General features: G+C 72.4%; 16 protein-coding genes. 3 read left to right on the top strand and 13 right to left on the bottom strand.

Annotated features, from left to right (window positions below):
* Window positions 1-90: 90 nt before the first annotated feature.
* The 7 genes from D3272_RS15120 to D3272_RS15090 form a co-directional block, all read right to left on the bottom strand.
* Window positions 91-921 carry a 3-oxoadipate:acetyl-CoA acetyltransferase gene (locus tag D3272_RS15120; protein ID WP_129220036.1) on the bottom strand — a complete coding sequence of 277 codons (831 nt, stop codon included), beginning with the start codon at window positions 919-921 and terminating at the stop codon, window positions 91-93.
* A gap of 14 nt (window positions 922-935) precedes the next feature.
* Window positions 936-1,976 (bottom strand): 3-carboxy-cis,cis-muconate cycloisomerase, encoded by a 1,041-nt coding sequence (locus D3272_RS15115; RefSeq protein ID WP_129220035.1) that lies wholly within the window; start codon window positions 1,974-1,976, stop codon window positions 936-938.
* 9 nt (window positions 1,977-1,985) lie between these two features.
* On the bottom strand, window positions 1,986-2,612 hold the full coding sequence (gene pcaG, locus D3272_RS15110) for a protocatechuate 3,4-dioxygenase subunit alpha (RefSeq protein ID WP_129220034.1): 627 nt from the start codon (window positions 2,610-2,612) through the stop codon (window positions 1,986-1,988).
* Window positions 2,612-3,340, bottom strand: coding sequence for a protocatechuate 3,4-dioxygenase subunit beta (gene pcaH, locus D3272_RS15105; protein ID WP_129220033.1), 729 nt, complete (start codon window positions 3,338-3,340; stop codon window positions 2,612-2,614). Before pcaH ends, pcaG begins: the two co-directional genes overlap by 1 nt.
* A gap of 182 nt (window positions 3,341-3,522) precedes the next feature.
* On the bottom strand, window positions 3,523-4,935 hold the full coding sequence (locus tag D3272_RS15100; RefSeq protein ID WP_129220032.1) for an MFS transporter: 1,413 nt from the start codon (window positions 4,933-4,935) through the stop codon (window positions 3,523-3,525).
* A gap of 72 nt (window positions 4,936-5,007) precedes the next feature.
* Window positions 5,008-5,844: a shikimate dehydrogenase gene (locus tag D3272_RS15095; protein WP_245496601.1), complete on the bottom strand. Its 837-nt coding sequence runs from the start codon at window positions 5,842-5,844 to the stop codon at window positions 5,008-5,010.
* A 183-nt stretch (window positions 5,845-6,027) separates the two neighbouring features.
* Window positions 6,028-6,936 carry a LysR family transcriptional regulator gene (locus tag D3272_RS15090; protein WP_129220030.1) on the bottom strand — a complete coding sequence of 303 codons (909 nt, stop codon included), beginning with the start codon at window positions 6,934-6,936 and terminating at the stop codon, window positions 6,028-6,030.
* A 158-nt stretch (window positions 6,937-7,094) separates the two neighbouring features.
* Between D3272_RS15090 and D3272_RS15085 the strand changes: the two genes are divergently transcribed.
* Entirely contained in the window at window positions 7,095-8,978 is a 1,884-nt protein-coding gene (locus D3272_RS15085) for a bifunctional sugar phosphate isomerase/epimerase/4-hydroxyphenylpyruvate dioxygenase family protein (RefSeq protein WP_129220029.1), read from the top strand.
* Between the two features lie 19 nt (window positions 8,979-8,997).
* On the opposite strand, the gene pcaC is transcribed toward D3272_RS15085, so the two are convergent.
* The 4 genes from pcaC to pobA are packed head-to-tail and all read right to left on the bottom strand — an operon-like array spanning window position 8,998 to window position 12,856.
* Window positions 8,998-9,420, bottom strand: coding sequence for a 4-carboxymuconolactone decarboxylase (gene pcaC / locus D3272_RS15080; protein WP_129220028.1), 423 nt, complete (start codon window positions 9,418-9,420; stop codon window positions 8,998-9,000).
* Window positions 9,413-10,213 carry a 3-oxoadipate enol-lactonase gene (gene pcaD / locus D3272_RS15075; RefSeq protein WP_129220027.1) on the bottom strand — a complete coding sequence of 267 codons (801 nt, stop codon included), beginning with the start codon at window positions 10,211-10,213 and terminating at the stop codon, window positions 9,413-9,415. The genes pcaC and pcaD overlap by 8 nt, the downstream gene beginning before the upstream one ends.
* 40 nt (window positions 10,214-10,253) lie before the next feature.
* Window positions 10,254-11,630, bottom strand: a complete 1,377-nt coding sequence (locus D3272_RS15070) for an MFS transporter (protein ID WP_129220026.1) — start codon at window positions 11,628-11,630, stop codon at window positions 10,254-10,256.
* Window positions 11,627-12,856: a 4-hydroxybenzoate 3-monooxygenase gene (pobA, locus tag D3272_RS15065; RefSeq protein WP_129220025.1), complete on the bottom strand. Its 1,230-nt coding sequence runs from the start codon at window positions 12,854-12,856 to the stop codon at window positions 11,627-11,629. Before pobA ends, D3272_RS15070 begins: the two co-directional genes overlap by 4 nt.
* A 174-nt stretch (window positions 12,857-13,030) precedes the next feature.
* Here pobA and pcaQ point away from each other — a divergent pair, with 174 nt between their 5' ends.
* Window positions 13,031-13,960, top strand: coding sequence for a pca operon transcription factor PcaQ (gene pcaQ, locus D3272_RS15060; protein ID WP_129220024.1), 930 nt, complete (start codon window positions 13,031-13,033; stop codon window positions 13,958-13,960).
* Window positions 13,961-14,087: 127 nt separating this feature from the next.
* On the opposite strand, the gene ubiA is transcribed toward pcaQ, so the two are convergent.
* Both ubiA and D3272_RS15050 read right to left on the bottom strand, forming a co-directional pair.
* Window positions 14,088-15,089 carry a 4-hydroxybenzoate octaprenyltransferase gene (gene ubiA / locus D3272_RS15055; protein ID WP_342634186.1) on the bottom strand — a complete coding sequence of 334 codons (1,002 nt, stop codon included), beginning with the start codon at window positions 15,087-15,089 and terminating at the stop codon, window positions 14,088-14,090.
* Window positions 15,086-15,553 (bottom strand): hypothetical protein, encoded by a 468-nt coding sequence (locus D3272_RS15050; RefSeq protein ID WP_129220023.1) that lies wholly within the window; start codon window positions 15,551-15,553, stop codon window positions 15,086-15,088. The genes ubiA and D3272_RS15050 overlap by 4 nt, the downstream gene beginning before the upstream one ends.
* A gap of 173 nt (window positions 15,554-15,726) precedes the next feature.
* Here D3272_RS15050 and D3272_RS15045 point away from each other — a divergent pair, with 173 nt between their 5' ends.
* Window positions 15,727-16,500: a 16S rRNA (uracil(1498)-N(3))-methyltransferase gene (locus D3272_RS15045; protein ID WP_129220125.1), complete on the top strand. Its 774-nt coding sequence runs from the start codon at window positions 15,727-15,729 to the stop codon at window positions 16,498-16,500.
* The last annotated feature ends 87 nt before the right edge of the window (window positions 16,501-16,587 follow it).

Below are 16,587 nucleotides of genomic sequence, written 5' to 3'. Positions count from 1 at the left end.
CATGAATCGGCCAGTCCGCCGCCCCGGGGGACCGCGCCGTTGGACGCGTCGCGCCGGGACCGGCTCCGGAGGGCGGGCCCGCGGGGCGGCTCAGGCCGCCGGCAGCCGGAGCATGGCACGCGCCTCCGCCGGGGTCGCGACGCTGCGTCCGTGCCGGGCGACGAGGTCCGCCGCCACCCCGACGAGTTCGGCATTGCCGGAGGCGAGCCGGTCCTTGGTGATGCGGATGTTGTCCTCGAGGCCGGTCCGGATGTGGCCGCCCAGCGCCAGCGCCCAATCCGCCACCTCGCTCTGGTGCCGGCCGATGCCGGCCGCCGTCCAGGTCATGTCGGGCAGCGCCGTCCGGGCCTCCTCCACCAGCACCTTGAGCAGGCGCTCGATGGCCGGCATGGCGTTCTTGACCCCCAGCACGAACTGCAGGTGGGCGTGCCGGTCCATCAGCCCCGCCTCCACCAGGCGCTTCGCCCCGTGGATGTGGGACAGGTCGAAGACCTCGATCTCGGGCTTGACGCCATGGAGCTTCATCTTGCCGGCGAGTTCGTCCACGAGCGGCGGCTGGTTCTCGTAGACGATCGAGGGGAAATTGACCGAGCCCGTCGACAGCGACGCCATGTCGGGCCGGAACTCCAGCGCCGCCGAACGCTGCGCCGGCGTGCGGCCGCGCCCGCCCGTGGAGAACTGCACGATCATGCCGGGGCAGTGCCGGCGCACGCCTTCCTGCACCTGGCGGAACAGGTTGGGATCCGAGGACGGGGTCTCGTCGGGTGCCCGGACGTGGATGTGGACCAGCGTGGCGCCGGCCTCGAAGGCCGCGTGGGTCGATTCGATCTGCTCGGCGGGCGTCACCGGCAGGGCCGGATTGTCCGCCTTGCGCGGCACCGAACCCGTGATGGCGACGGCGATGATGACGGGGGACGGCATGGGCGGGCTCCGGTTCAGGCGGGCTTGGTCGGGAAGGACAGGTTGGCGACGAGCGACAGCGCCGTGCGCAGGGCCGCGCCGGCTGCCACCACCATCTGCGGCAGCACCAGCCATTCGAGCGTCCAGGCCGCGCCCGACCGTTCGTTCTCGTGCACCAGGGCCGAGGCCAGCGTGCCCGACAGGCCCGCGACATGGCGGGCGAGGGCGACGAGCAGCTCGGCCGGCACGGGGTTCGCCTTGTGGGCCATGGCCGAGGAGGTGCCGCCGCCGGCGAGCCTGACGGTGCCGACCTCGTTCTGCACCATCAGGGCGACGTCCTGCCCCAGCTTGCCGAGGCCGCCCGCCACCAGCGCCAGCCAGGCGCCGAACTCCGCGATGCCGTCGCGCTGCGTGTGCCAGGCGGGCGCATCGGCGAGGCCGAGGCGGCCCGCCATGCCGGCCGCGACCGCCTCCGCCGCGCCGCCGAGCTCGGCCCGCGTACCGACCGGCCCGCCGAGTTGCAGCCGCAGCAGCCGGGGGCGCAGGTCCGCCAGCCGGGCGCGGTGGCGGGGGATCGGCCCCCGCCAGGTGTCGACCTTGTCGGCGGCCGTGAAGGGCAGCGCCCGCTGCATGCGGGTCTGGGCCATGAGGGGCGCGGCGCCGTCGCGCGCCGACAGGGCGGCCAGCGCCGCGTCGAGCGCGTCGAGACGCCCGTCGAGGAGGTCCAGCACCGGGGCGAGGCGCAGGACCAGGCCCGTGTCGATCACGTCCTGGCTGGTGGCACCGCGATGGAGGCTCCCGGCATGGGGGTCGCCGACGGCGGCGCGGAGCTGGCGCACCAGCTCCGGCACCACGACGCCGTCGCGGGCGAGGCCGGCGCGCAGGGCGGGCCAGTCGGGTGCGAAGGCGGCGCAGGCCTCGGCGATGCGGGCTGCTGCCTCGGGCGGGATCAGGCCGGCGGCGGCCTCGGCCTCGGCCAGCGCGGCCTCGAACCGCAGCATGGCGGCGAGTTCCGCCACGTCGGTGAAGGCGGCCTCGACCTCGGGATCGCCGGCCAGGGCTGACAGCAGCGTCACCGCCGCCCCTCACACATCGAAGAACACCGTCTCGTGGTGGCCCTGGAGGTGGACGTCGAAGGTGTAGACCGGCAAGCCCCCCTCCTCGCCCCGCCGCGCCACCAGGGTTTCGCGCCGAGCCGGATGCTCGATGCGGTTCAGCACCGGGCATTCGGCGTTGGCGGCGGCCTCGTCCGCGAAATACAGCCGGGTGTGCAACCCGATGTTGATGCCGCGCGCCACGATATAGACGGTGATGTGCGGCGCCATGGGGCGGCCGTCGACATAGGGGACCCGCCCCGGCTTGACCGTCTCGAAGCGGAACTCCCCCGTCTCGCGGTGGGTCGGCTGGCGGCCCCAGCCGGCGAAATGCGGGTCCGCCCTGCCCCGCTTCTCCTCCGGGCTGTTGTGGAGCCCGTCGGCATCGGCCTGCCAGATCTCGACCAGCGCGTCGTTGAGCGGCTTGCCGAGGCCGTCGAAGATGCGGCCCGTGACGAGGATGCGCTCGCCCTTGGTGTCCGGCCCCACCAGGACGAGGCCGAGGTCGCCGTTCCACACGCCCGTGATCTCGACCCAGTTGGGGTTGGTGCCGATGTGGACGTAGGGCCCGGCGGTCTGCGAGGGCGATTCCTTCAGGTAGTCGAGGCGCTGCACCATCAGTTCCCCTCCATCCGGTTCTCGAACAGGGTCGAGCGACGGCCGCGCAGCACGATGTCGAACTTGTAGGCCAGCGCGTCCATGTGGGTGGTGTTCTGCCGGTCCAGCGCCGCGATCAGCTGCTCGACGGCGCGCTTGTCGGGGATCGTGCCGACGATCGGGCACTGCCAGATCATCGGGTCCCCCTCGAAATACATCTGGGTCACGAGGCGCTGGGCGAAGGCATGGCCGAAGACCGAGAAATGGATGTGGGCGGGCCGCCAGTCGTTGACGCGGTTGGGCCAGGGATAGGCGCCGGGCTTGATGGTGCGGAACCGGTAGGAGCCGTCCTGCGCCGTGATGGCCCGGCCGCAGCCGCCGAAGTTGGGGTCGAGCGCGGCGTGGTAGGTTTCCTTGTGGTGGCGGTAGCGGCCGCCGGCATTGGCCTGCCAGAATTCCAGCAGCACGCCCGGCAGGCCGCGGCCGTTCTCGTCGAGCACGCGGCCGTGGACCACGATGCGCTGGCCGATGGCGTCGCCGGTCTTGGCCCAGTTGGTGATGAGGTCGTCGTCGCGCGGGCCGAGCACGTCGTGGCCGAAGACCGGGCCGGTCATCTCCGAGATCGTGTTGTCGAGCGACAGCAGGGCCTGCCTGGGGGCTCGCAGCACCGACGTCTTGTAGTCGGGCGTGTAGGCGGGCGGATGCCAATCCCGGTCCCGCTGGAAATAGCTGCCCTTGTGGTCCGACATGGCCCTCGCGCTTTCGGTCGGTCTCGGCCGCGGTGGCGGCCCGGCATCGATGGATGGTCTTCGTGGCGGCCGGCGGGCCGGCGTGGACGGCGGCGGGCGCGCTGCCCCACCATGGCCGAGCGCGGCCCGCCGCGCCAGTGTGGTCGGCGCAGGACGGGTCGCGCGCAGCCCTTCGGGGCGGCTCAGGCCCGGACGAGCCCGCCGCCGTCGCCCCGCCCGGCACGCTCGCCGGAACGCAGGCGCTCGAACTCGGCCCTGTCCATCGGCACGGCGTCGCGATCCCCGAGGTCGTGCAGGCGGAGCCGGTTGGTTTCGCGCGTGCTGAAGGCCGCGGCCGCCGAGATCAGCGTGACCACGAAGGCGAAGGTGCCGATCGTGAACGGGATGCCGGTCGAACCCGGGGGCGCGATATAGGCGAACAGCGCCGGCAGGACGGCGGTGAGCGCCGTGCCGACGTTCTGGGAGATCGCCATGGCGGTGACCCGCACCCGCGTGTGAAACAGCTCGGGGTAGAACGACGGGTAGACGGCGTTGTAGCCCTGGTACACCAGGCCCCACATCAGGATCGACAGCAGGAAGGCCAGCGGCATGCTGCCGATCGAGATCGCCCACAGGTAGGCGAAGGCGAGCAGGCCGGAGCCGATCGAGCCGACGATGATCGGCGGGCGGCGGCCGAACCGGTCCGACAGGTTGCCCACGTAGGGGATGACCAGCACGGCGACGATGTTGCCCACGACGGGGATCCACAGGTACACGTCCTTGGCGAAGCCGATGCCGTAGGCCGGCTGCGTCGCGTAGGCGGCGCCGAACACGGTCGCCACCGTCGGGATCACGTTCATCAGCGCCATCAGGACGACGCGCAGCATGTCGTCCCACGACAGGCGGAAGGCGTCGGGGATGGGGGCGCGCGGGATCCCGCCCTCGGCGCCCTCTTCGGCGAAGGCCGGGGTTTCCTCGACCTCGCGGCGGATGATGTAGCCGGCCAGGATCACCAGGGCGGACAGCAGGAACGGCACCCGCCAGCCCCAAGCGTTGAAGCTTTCGGTCGGCATGAAGCGCGCCAGCGGCAGGAACACCGCCGCGGCGAGGATCTGCCCGGCCTGGACGCCCTGCAGCGTGAAGCTGGCGTAGAAGCCGCGCCGCCCGAAGGGCGCGTGTTCCAGGATCATCGACGAGGCGCCCGAAATCTCGCCCGCCACCGCGAAGCCCTGGATCAGGCGCATGATGACGAGCAGCACCGGCGCCCAGACGCCCACCTGGGCGTAGGTCGGCAGGACGCCCACCGCCATGGTGGAGAAGCCCATCAGGAACATGCACACCAGCAGCACGTTCTTGCGCCCGTGCGTGTCGCCCCAGTGGCCGAGCGCGAAGGCGCCGATCGGCCGCGCCACGTAGCCGGCGCCATAGGTCGCCAGCGACGCCACGATGGCGGTGTTGGGATCGCTCGACGGGAAGAACAGCTGCGGGAACACCAGCGCCGAAGCCGTCGCGTAGATGAAGAAGTCGTAGTATTCGAGCGCCGAGCCGATCCAGCCGCTCGCCGCGGCCTTCCTCGACTGGCTCCGGACATGCGCGCCGGGCTGCAGATCGTCCATGTGGGCGTCCTCTCCTGTGGGTCTGATGGGTGGCGGCCTTCGGACGGGCCGCTCTTGGGTCCGGGAACCGCGTCAGCGTCCGGCGCGGATGGCGTCGAAGGCGTCGAGCATGCGGCGGCTGTCGGGCTCGCGGCCCGAAAACAGCCGAAAGGCTTCCACGGCCTGGAACACCGCCATGCCGCCGCCGTCGAGCGTGCGGCAGCCCAGCGCCCGCGCGCGGCGCAGGAGCTCGGTTTCCAGCGGGAAGTAGATCACCTCGGCGACCCAGAGGCGGGGGTGCAGCAGGTCCGCGGGCAGCGGCAGGCCCGGGTGGGCCTCCATGCCGACCGGCGTCGCGTTGATGAGCCCATCAGCTTCGGCCAGGGCGGCCGCCCGGTCCTCGCCGACGGCGGCCCGGCCCGGGAAGGTGCGGCCGAGGTTCGCCACGAGCGCTTCGGTCCGGGCGCGGTCCGTGTCGAACAGCGTGAGCCGCGACACCCCGAGCGTGAGCGCCGCATGGGCCACGGCCGCGCCCGCCCCGCCCGCGCCGAGCTGCACGACCCGCCCGAGCGGCGCACCGGCCATGCCGCGCTTGAACGGCTCCGCGAAGCCCGACCAGTCGGTGTTGTGGCCGACGCGCGCCCCGTCCCGGAACAGCACGGTGTTGACGGCGCCGATCGCGCGGGCGTCGGGCGACAGCTCCGTCAGCAGCGGGATCACGGCCTGCTTGCAGGGGTGGGTGATGTTGAGCCCGTCGAAGCCGAGCCGTTCGGCGCCGACGATCAGCTCGGGCAGGGCTTCGACGCCGAGCCCGAGCGCCACGAGGTCGACGATGCGGTAGACGCAGCGGATCCCCTGCGCCTCGGCTTCGCGCATCTGCATCTCGGGCGTGAGCGAGGCCCCGATGTTCTGCCCGATCAGCCCCAGCATCAGGGACGGGCGGCGGCCGGCACGTGGGCCGGGGGCGGAGGGCGCAGCCCGGTCCGCGTCTTCGCCTGAATGCGCCATGGCCCCCTCCCGTCCGCCGGATCGTGCTCCGATCGCTGGATCGCAGGATGGCGGCGATCCGCGCACAACTCCAGGATCAAATTCGCCCTGTCCGTGAACCCGATGTTAATCCCGGCCGGGGACGGGCGGGCCGGCGCCGACCATCTCGGCGCGGAGCCGAGCCACGAAATGGGCCGCGTGGGCGGACATCACCGAGCCGCGCTTCGTCGCCACGTAGGTTTCAAAGCGGGTGGGCTCGGCGATGGGCACGATCGCGACGCCCGGGATGCCGTCGGCCAGCGTGAACTGGTCGATCACCGCGATGCCGAGGCCCGCCCTCACGAGCGCGCACACGGTGGAGCCGAACCGCGCCTTGATGGGCACGTCGTAGGTGAGGCCGAGGCGGGCGAACAGGTGGGCCATGATCCGGCCATAGGGGTCGGCGGCGTCGATGCCGATGAGCGGGTGGCGGCAGATCTCGGCGGCGCCGACCGAGGCCCGCGTCGCCAAGGGGTGCCGTTCGGGCACGATGCAGAACAGCTCGCCGGCGGCGAGCGGCTCGACGTCGACCGCGGGGTGCTCGAAGCGGTAGCTCATCGCCACGCAATCCACCTTGTCGAGGAGCAGGTGGTTGATCACCTCCTCGAGCTTGAGCACGTTGATGTTGAGCCGGAGGTCGGGGAAGCGCTTGCGGACGGCCGCCACGGCGCGGGGCACCATGACCTGGGCGATGCTGGGCACGGCCCCGATGCGCAGCTCCGACGCGGTGCCGCGCGCCATGGCCGTGATGGTGTCGCCGAGGTCGTCGATCTTGCGGTACACCTCGTCGATCTGCTCGAACACGCTGCGCGCTTCCGCGGTGGGGGCGAAGCGCCCGTTGCGCCGGTCGAAGAAGCGGACGCCGAGCGTGCCCTCGGCATGCTTGACGAGGCGGCTGATGCCGGGCGCCGACACGTTGAGGATCTTGGCCGCGCCGCTGATGCTGCCCGCCACCATCACGGCGCGGATGACCTCGATCTGACGCAACGTCATCATGGGGAGCGGTGATCCTGGCCCGGCGGCCGGCGGTGGACACGGGCGGCGGCTGGGGACAGGATGCGCCGCGAGGGCGGCCCTTGGAAGGGGCCGGTCTGCCTTTCGGCGGTCCGCCGCACCGCCCCGTCGCGGTGGCCCAACACGCCAGCGGATGCGCCATGAGAACATCGATCGCCACCGTGTCGATCAGCGGGACGCTGGAAGACAAGATCGCCGCCATCGCCCGCGCCGGCTTCGACGGCGTCGAGATCTTCGAGCAGGACTTCATCGCCTTCGACCACAGCCCGCGCGAGGTCGGCCGCATGGTGCGAGACGCCGGACTGGCCGTCACGCTGTTCCAGCCGTTCCGCGACTTCGAGGGCCTGCCCGAGCCGTTCCGCAGCCGCGCCTTCCACCGCGCCGAGCGCAAGTTCGACCTCATGGAGGAGATCGGCACCGACCTCATCCTGGTGTGCTCCAGCGTGTCGCCGCACGCGATCGGCGGCATCGACCGCGCGGCCGCGGACCTGCGCGAGCTCGGCGAACGGGCCGCGCGGCGCGGGCTGAGGATCGGCTTCGAGGCGCTGGCCTGGGGCCGCTTCGTCAACGACCACCGCGACGCCTGGGAGATCGTGCGCCGCGCCGACCATCCCGCGGTGGGGCTGATCCTCGACAGCTTCCACACGCTGTCGCGCGGGCTCGACACGAACAGCATCCGGGCGATCCCGCAGGACAGGATCTTCCTCGTGCAGATGGCGGACGCGCCGCGGCTTCAGATGGACCTGCTGTCGTGGAGCCGGCACTTCCGCACCATGCCGGGGCAGGGCGACCTGCCGGTCGCGTCGTTCTGGGAAGCCGTGCGGGCCACGGGCTACGACGGCGTCCTGAGCCTCGAAATCTTCAACGACAGCTTCAGGGCGGGGTCGACCGACGCCGTCGCGGTCGACGGCCACCGCTCGCTGATCGCGCTCGACGACGAGGTGAGGAAGCGGCTCGACCCGCGCGCCGCCGGCGCCCTGCCGCCGCGCTCGCGCTCGTCCGGCGTCGAGTTCGTCGAGTTCGCGTTCGGCGAGGAGGCGGGGAACTTCGAGGCGCTCATCGGCGCGCTCGGCTTCCGCCGGACGGGCACGCACAAGTCGAAGCGGGTGTCGCTGTGGTCGCAGAACGGGGTCAACCTCGTGGTCAACTGCGACCCGCACGGCTTCGCGCGCTCGTCCTACCTCGTCCACGGCCCCTCGGTCTGCGCGATCGGTCTCAGGGTGGTGGATGCCCATGCCCTGATGGCGCGGGCGGAAGCGCTCGGCGCCACGCCGTTCCGCCAGGAGGTGTCGGTGGGCGAGCTGGACATGCCGGCCATCCGCGGCGTCGGCGGCAGCCTGCTGTGTTTCGTCGACGGGCACACCGAGCTGTCCCGCCTGTGGGACATCGACTTCGACCCCGTCGCGCCGGACCCGGCGGCCGCCCCGGTCGGCCTCACCGGCATCGACCACGTCGCGCAATCGATGGACCACGACGAGATGCTGTCGTGGCTGCTGTTCTACACGACCATCCTCGACCTCGGGAAAACGCCCGGCCTCGACCTCGCCGACCCGGGCGGCCTCGTGCACAGCCTCGTCGTCGAGAACGACGACCGCTCGCTGAGCCTCGTGCTGAACGGCTCGCAGGGCGGGCGCACGGCGTCGGCCCGCTTCGTCACCGACTTCTTCGGCTCGGGCGTGCAGCACATCGCCTTCGACACGGCCGACATCTTCGCCACGGCGCGCGCCCTCGAGGCGGCCGGCCTCGCCGTGCTGCCCATCCCCGAGAACTACTACGACGACCTCGAAGCCCGCTTCGACCTGCCGGACGCGGTGGCGGGCGAACTGCGGCGGCTCAACATCATGTACGACCGCGACGGCGAGGGCGAGTTCTTCCAGCTCTTCACCCAAACCTTCGCCGACCTGTTCTTCTTCGAGATCGTCGAGCGGCGAGGCGGCTACGCGAGCTTCGGCGCCCCGAACGCCCCCGTGCGCCTCGCCGCGCAGAACCGCCTGTCGCGGCACCCGGCGATGCCGCGCCGGTGACGGGCGCCGCCGCGGGGCCTCATCGCGGCTCGGTCGGCTCCGTCGCCGCCCCGGCCGCCGTCTCGGCCGCCATGGCGGCCAGGGTCTGCTTGACGACCTTGATGGCGCTGTTGGCGGCCGGAACGCCGGCGTAGACGGCGACGTGCAGCATGGCTTCCGACATGTCCTCGGGGGTCGCGCCGGTGTTGGCGGTGGCGCGGACGTGCAGCGCCACCTCCTCGTGGTGGCCGAGCGCCGCCAGCAGCGCCAGCGTGACGATCGAGCGCTCGCGCGGGGTGAAGCCGGGCCGCGACCACACGGAGCCCCACGCGCCTTCCGTGATGAAGCGCTGGAAATCGGCGTCGAAGGCCGTGACGTTGGCCGAGGCCCGCGCCACATGGGCCTCGCCCAGCACGGCGCGACGCACCGCGAGGCCTTCCTCGTAGCGGGCGTCGTCAGTCATCGTCCGTCACCTGGTCGAGCAGGTCGGCGATGAGGCCGGCCAGCGCCTCCGGCTGCTCGATGCAGGGCAGGTGGCCGGCGCCCTCGATCACGGCGAACTGCGCGCCGGGGATGCGGTCCGCCATGGCGCGGACGAGGTCGGGCGGTGTCGAGCGGTCGTCGGCGCCCACCACCACGAGGGTCGGGACGGCGATCTGGCCCGTCTCCGCCGTGAGGTCGGCGTCGCGGATGGCAGCGCAGGATGCGGCATAGCCCTTGGCGGACTGGCGCGTCAGCATGTTGCGCCAGATGCGCAGCGGCTGCGGCTCGCCGGAGCGATAGGCCTCGGTGAACCAGCGCTCCATCACGGCATCGCCCAGGGATTCGAGGCCGTCGCGCTCGACCGCCGCGATGCGCTCGTTCCAGGTGTCGGTCTCGCCGATCTTCGGCGCCGTGTCGCACAGCACCAGGGCGGCGAGCCGCTCGGGCGCCCGCACGGCGAGGCGCTGGGCGATCATGCCGCCGATCGACAGGCCGACGAGGCCGAAGCGCTCGATGCCGAAATGATCGGCGAGCGCCAGGAGGTCGTCGACATGCCGGTCGATCGTGACCGGCCCGGTGCCGAGGTCGGACAGGCCGTGGCCGCGCTTGTCGTAGAGCAGCAGGCAGTAATCCTCGGCGAACTGCGCCGCCACCTGGTCCCAGATGCGGAAGTCCGTGCCGAGCGAGTTGGAGAAGCACAGGACGGGCTGCTCCTCGGGGTCGCCGATCAGCTCGGCATGGATCACGGCATCGCCGCTTTGGACGAAGATCATGGCGGGGTTCCCTTGTCGTTCCGTCCCGGAGGATCGGAGGTCAGGCGGCGCGACGGCGCGGCACGGCGGCTCCCTCGGCAACGCCCGCCGGCGGGATGTGGTGCCGGAGCAGCAGCAGGAAGAGCGCGGCGCCGAGCATGGCGAAGCCCAGCACGTCGAGGTAGCTGCCGGGGCCGGCCGCCGAGATGAAGGCCGCCCCCACGACCGCGCTGAGCACGGCGCCGAGCCGCCCGAAGGACAGGGCGAAGGCCGTTCCGGTCGCCCGGATGGCCGTGGGATACACGTAGGCCGCCACCGCATAGAGCGTCGACTGCACGGCGTTGACGAAGAAGCCGTGCAGCCCGAGCCCGACGATCAGCACCGTCGTGTCGCCGATGTCGACGAAGTCGAGCGCGAAGGCGCTGACCGAGGCCAGCACGGCGCAGACGACCAGCGGCCGCAGCGAGCCGAGCCGCGTGATGGCGCCGGCGCAGACGAGGGCGCCGAGCGCGCCGCCGAGGTTGTAGGCGGTGAGGCCCGCCCCCGCCATGGCGACGTTGAGCCCCTGGGCCGACAGCATGGTGGGCAGCCAGCCGAAGGCGCTGTAGACGGCGAGGAGGCAGAGGAAGAAGGCGCCCCAGAGCGCGACCGTGTCGCGGGCGCGGCCGCCCGCGAAGAGTTCCCCGATGCCCGGCTTGCGGGCCGCCGACAGGTCGGCGCTGTCGGTGAAGGCCGAGGCGGCCGGCAACGGGCGGCCCATGCGGCCGAGGAGCCGCACGAGGTCCGGCCAGCGGGCCGGGCGGCGTGCGAGGAAGCGGGGCGATTCCGGCAGCAGCGCGAAGAGCACCCCGGACAGCAGGATCGGCAGGGCGCCGCCGAGCAGGAACAGCGCCCGCCAGCCGAGCCACGGCAGCACCGGCGCCGCATAGAGGCCCGCCACCATGCCGCCGAGCGGCACGCAGACGATGGTGGCGGTCACCATCATGGTGCGGCGCCGGGCCGGGGTGAATTCCGCCGTCATCGTGGTCGAGGTCGGCAGCGCGCCGCCGATGCCGAGGCCGGCGACGAAGCGCAGGAGCCCGATGGCGAGGAGGTTCGGCGCGAGGCCGATGAGGCAGGTGGCGGCGCCGAAGAGCAGCACCGATCCCAGGATGGCGGAGCGGCGACCGAACCGGTCCCCGACATAGCCCGCGCAGGCGCTGCCGAGGCTCATGCCGACCAGGCCCGCCGCCACCACCGGCGCGAAAGCCGCGCGGGTGACGCCCCATTCCTTGATGAGCACCGGGATGGCGAAGGAGATCAGCTGGCTGTCGAAGCCGTCGAGCAGCACGGCGAGGGCCGCGATGACCACCACGCCCTTCTGCATGGCGGTCCAGGCCCCGTCGTCGAGCAGGCGCCCGATCTCGACGGGGGTCGTCGCGCTGGGGACGGCGCTCATGGCTGCGGCTCGCGGTTCGAAGGGCCGGGCGAGAGGGGCAGGCCGACGTAGTTCTCGGCCAGGGTGGTCTGGGCGGCCCGGGAGGAGCGGATGTAGTCCAGCTCCGCCACCTGCATCTGCCGCGCGAAGGGGTCGGTGCCGGGGAAGCGGTGCATGAGCCCGGTGAACCACCAGGAGAACCGCTCGGCCTTCCAGACGCGCGCCAGCGCCCGGGCCGAGTAGCCGTCGATCCCCGCCGTCGACCCCTCCTCGAAGAGGTCGATCAGCGCTTCGCCCAGCATGGTCACGTCCGACACCGCGAGGTTCATGCCCTTGGCGCCGGTCGGCGGCACGATGTGGGCGGCGTCGCCGGCGAGGAAGAGGCGGCCGTAGCGCATCGGTTCGGCGACGAAGCTGCGGAGCGGCGCCACGGTCTTCTCGAAAGACGGCCCGCGCGTGACCCGGGCGGCGACCTCGGGCCCGAGCCGCCCGCACAGCTCGTCCCAGAACCGCTCGTCCGGCCAGTCCTCGACGCGCTCGTCGGCGGCGCATTGCAGGTAGTAGCGGCTGCGGGTCTCCGAGCGCATGGAGGCGAGGGCGAAGCCGCGTTCGTGCGAGCAGTAGATCAGCTCGTGGTCGGCGGGCGGCACGTCGGCCAGGATGCCCAGCCAACCGAAGGCGTAGACGCGCTCGAAGGTCTTCAGCACCCCTTCCGGGATGGCGGCCCGGCTGACGCCGTGGAAGCCGTCGCAGCCCACCACGACGTCGCAGTCCACCACGTGGTCGATGCCGTGCCGGCGATAGGAGACGCGGGGCCGGTCGGTGTCGACCGCCTCGAGGCGCAGGTCCTCGGCGTCGAAGACCACGTCGAGGCCGCGCGTCTCGGCGGCGTCGAACAGGTCCTTCATCACCTCCTGCTGGCCGTAGACCGTGACGGTGGCGCCCCCGGTCAGGGCGGCGAAGTCGATGCGGAACACGGCGCCGTCGACCGACAGCTTGGTGCCGGAATGGACCAGCCCCTCGCGCCGCAGGCGGCGGTCCAGGCCGAGGCGGGCCATGAGGGCGACGGTGCCCTGTTCGAGGATGCCGGCCCGGACCCGGCCCTCCACATAGGCGCGGTCGCGCCGCTCGACGATGACGACGTCGATGCCGTGCTGGCGCAGCAGGTGCCCCAACAGCATGCCGGCGGGGCCCGCCCCGATGACGGCGACCTGGCACCGCGTCCTGCCTCGACCTGGATCGTTCATCCGGCGTCGCTCCCCTGCCCGCAGCGCGGTGCCCTGTTTTGCCGGGACGGTAACGCGTCGTGGAAGGCGCTGTAAAATGAGATTTGCGCGGAGCGCCATAACCGCGGAGTTATGTCGGGATCCGGCCATGGGCGCCCGCCAGGCGTCCCGTGGGCCGCAGGACGCCCGCCCGCCATGCTCGACCCCGGCATCAAGCTCCGCCACCTCGCGGCCTTCCTCGCCGTGGCCCGCCGCGAAGGGTTCGCGCGCGCCGCCGCCGAGCTGAACGTGTCCCAACCCGCGGTCTCCAAGACCATCCGGGAGCTCGAGGAGCTGCTGGGCCTGACGCTGATCGAGCGCGGTCCAGGGCCGTTCCGGCTCACCGGTTTCGGCCGCACCTTCCTGCGCCATGCCGCCATCTCGATGGCGGCGTTGCGCGAGGGGGTGGAAGCGGTGCGCCGCGCCGGCGCGCCCGAGGTCGCCACCGTCTCAGTGGGGGCGCTGCCGACCGTCTCGGCCCGCATCCTGCCCGCCGCCGTGGAAGCCTTCCGACGGCAGGACCTCGCGGCCCGCGCCCGGGTGATCACCGGGCCGAACGACTACCTGCAGGCGCAGCTGCGCCTCGGCGCCGTGGACATGGTGGTGGGCCGCATGGGCGAGCCCGACCGCATGGCGGGCTTCGCCTTCGAGCACCTCTATTCCGAGCGTATCGTGCTGGCGGTGCGGCCCGGGCACCCGCTGCACGACGATGTCGGCCCCCTGCCCCGCCGGCTGTCGGGCTTCCCCATGCTGCTGCCGCCGCCGGGGTCCATCATCCGCCCCGCCGTGGACCGCCTGCTGCTGTCGCTCGGCGTGTCGCCGCCCGAGGATGCGGTGGAGACCGTGTCGACCGCCTTCGGCCGCGGGACGGTCGCCACCACCGATGCCGTCTGGATCATCTCGGAGGGCGTCGTGGCGCACGACGTCGAGACGGGCGCGCTGATGCTGCTGCCGGTCGACACGGGGGACACGCTCGGCCCCGTGGGGCTGACGACGCGCGTCGACGTGGCCCTGTCGATCCCCGGGGAAGCGCTGGCCGGGGAGATCCGGGCGGTGGCGGCGCGCTACCGCCTGGGGCGGCCCTGAGCAAGCTTGTTTCCCGTGAAACGTCGCCCGGGGCTCCTGTCACCCATCGAGGAGGCAGCACGCCTTCGTCCCGCCCGGGCGATCGCGGCATCGACGCCTGCCGACCCGCATCGTGACCTCTTCCCGGTCAGACCGGCCCGGCCGAGATCCAGGCCTGCAGGGCCAGCCCGGCGAAGAACAGCAGCCCCGCGTCGCGGTTCGAGCGGAACAGGGAGAGAGCCCGTTGCCCGTCGTCGGGGCGGATGCGGCTCACCTGCCAGCCGAGGTGCGCGGCGAAGGCCAGCAGGCCCGCCCAGGCCCAGGGCCCGGCCGACACCCCGGCCAGGGCGGACCCGCAGGCCGCGAGGGCGAGGGCGTAGAGCGCCGCCACCCCCGCCCGGACGTGGCGGCCGAACTGGATGGCGGTGGAGCCGATCCCCACCACGGCGTCGTCGGCGATGTCCTGCAGGGCGTAGATCGTGTCGTAGCCCATGGTCCACAGGATCGCGCCGGCATAGAGCGCCAGCGCCGGCCAGGCGAGCGAGCCCGCGGTGCCCGACCAGCCGACCAGCGCGCCCCAGGCGAAGGCGAGGCCGAGCACGGCCTGGGGCCAGTTGGTGATGCGCTTCATGAAGGGATAGACGGCGACCGGCAGCAGCGCCGCGATGCCGAGCCCGACGGTGAACCGGTTGAAGCACAGCAGGACCGCGAGGCCCACCAGCGCCTGGGCGACCAGGAAGGCCAGGGCCTGCCGGGTGCTGATGCGGCGGCTCGCCAGGGGCCGCCCCCGCGTGCGGGCGACGGACCGGTCGAGGTCGCGGTCGACGATGTCGTTGCCGGTGGAGCCGGCCCCGCGCATCACGACGGCGCCGACGGCGAAGAGCGCGAGGTGGAGGAGGTTCGGCGGCCGGTGGACGGCGTCGGCCACCAAGGCGGTACCCCACCAGCAGGGCGCCAGCAGGAGCTGCCAGCCGATGGGGCGGTCGACCCGGGCGAGCTGGGCGTAAGGCCGGATGGAGGCCGGCCAACGGCGCAGCGCGGCGTCCGGAAGGTCAGGCGGGAGATCGGGCGGCAGGCTAGGCGACAGGTCTCGCTGCGGCCCTCGCGGGATGTCGTGCGACGGGCCGGCGTGGCCGAGCGCGTCGGTCACAGCGGCCCGGCGGGCAGCTTCAGCTGCGGAACCTGCGCGGCCTGCTGTTGCTGCTGCTGCTGCGCCATCGTGGCCTGCTGGGCCTGCATCTGCTTGATCTTGGCGACCATGCCGCAGGCCTTGCCGGCGAAGCCGCTGATCTGGGTCTGGGCCTGGGAGCTCTGGTTCACGAGTTCGTCGGGCAGGCCGCACCAGTCCTTGTTCTTGGTCATGTAGGAGACCATCGCCCCCTGGGCGGCGGCCAGGGCCCTCAGCTGCGGGCAAGCCGCGACGGGGTCGATCTTGCCGGCATGTTCCTTCTTGTTCTTCTCGAGCACGGCATTGATGGCGGCGCGCTTGGCGGCGAGCGCGCCCATGTCGGCATTGCAGTCGGCCTGCGCCGCCATCGGGGCGAACAGCGATGCCGTCACCAGGCCCGCCAGGATGGCGCGGGTGCGATGGGACGGGAGCTGGCGAAGCATCATGCGGTGACTCTCAACAATGGTGCGGCGTTCCGTCCGGCTGCCGCGAGGCCGGTCGTCGGTGGAGAAGCGAGGCCTTTCAAAAACGGCGGCTTCATGGCGCCTCACCCTTGACACTCCCGCCCACGAGGGCGATGGGCGAGGACGACAGCCCGGACCACAGGGAGCAGAACGCCTTGGCCCGCTACGATTTTTCCGCCCCGCGCCTTTTCGTCGAGGGCGATCTGGCGCCCGGCGGACCGGTTCCGTTGTCGAAGGACCAGACCCATTATTTGACGCATGTGTTGCGCCTCGGCAACAACGACCCGGTGCTGGCCTTCAACGGCCGGGATGGGGAATGGCGCTGCCGGGTCGAAGGCCGCAAGGCCGCCACGGCGCTGGTGGCCGAGGCGCGGACGCGCGAACAGTCCCCCGCCGCCACGCTGCACCTGTGCTTCGCGCCGCTCAAACACGCGCGCCTCGACTACATGGTGCAGAAGGCGGTCGAGATGGGAGCCGGCGTGCTGCGCCCCGTCATCACGCGGCGCACCCAGGCGGCTCGGATCAACGAGGACCGGATGCGGGCCAATGCCGTCGAGGCGGCGGAGCAATGCGGCATCCTGTCGGTCCCCGAGGTCTGGGCGCCGGTGCGGCTCGACGCGCTCCTGGCCGGCTGGGAGCCGGACCGGCTCATGGTCTTCTGCGACGAGGATGCCGAGGTCGCGGACCCGCTGCAGGCACTTCGGGGGGCGCCCCGCGGCGCCGCCGCCGTGATCATCGGACCCGAGGGTGGCTTCGAAGAGGGCGAGCGAGCGGCGCTGCTGGCCCTGCCCCGCCGCCTGCGCCTGTCGCTGGGCCCGCGCATCCTGCGGGCCGACACGGCCGCCGTCGCGGCGCTGGCGCTGGTGGGCGCCGTGCTGGGCGACATCGGCCGGGGCGACGCCGGGGAGGACGACCCGGCCGTCGCCTGACGGCGGCCAAGACCGGCTTCGTTCAGAGGACCGGCTTCGTTCAGAGGACCGGCTTCGTTCAGAGGACCGGCTTCGTTCAGAGGACCG

Origin of the sequence: Lichenibacterium ramalinae (assembly GCF_004137085.1) — a bacterium.
Lineage (GTDB): Bacteria > Pseudomonadota > Alphaproteobacteria > Rhizobiales > Beijerinckiaceae > Lichenihabitans > Lichenihabitans ramalinae.
This window is presented reverse-complemented; position numbering and strand designations above follow the sequence as displayed.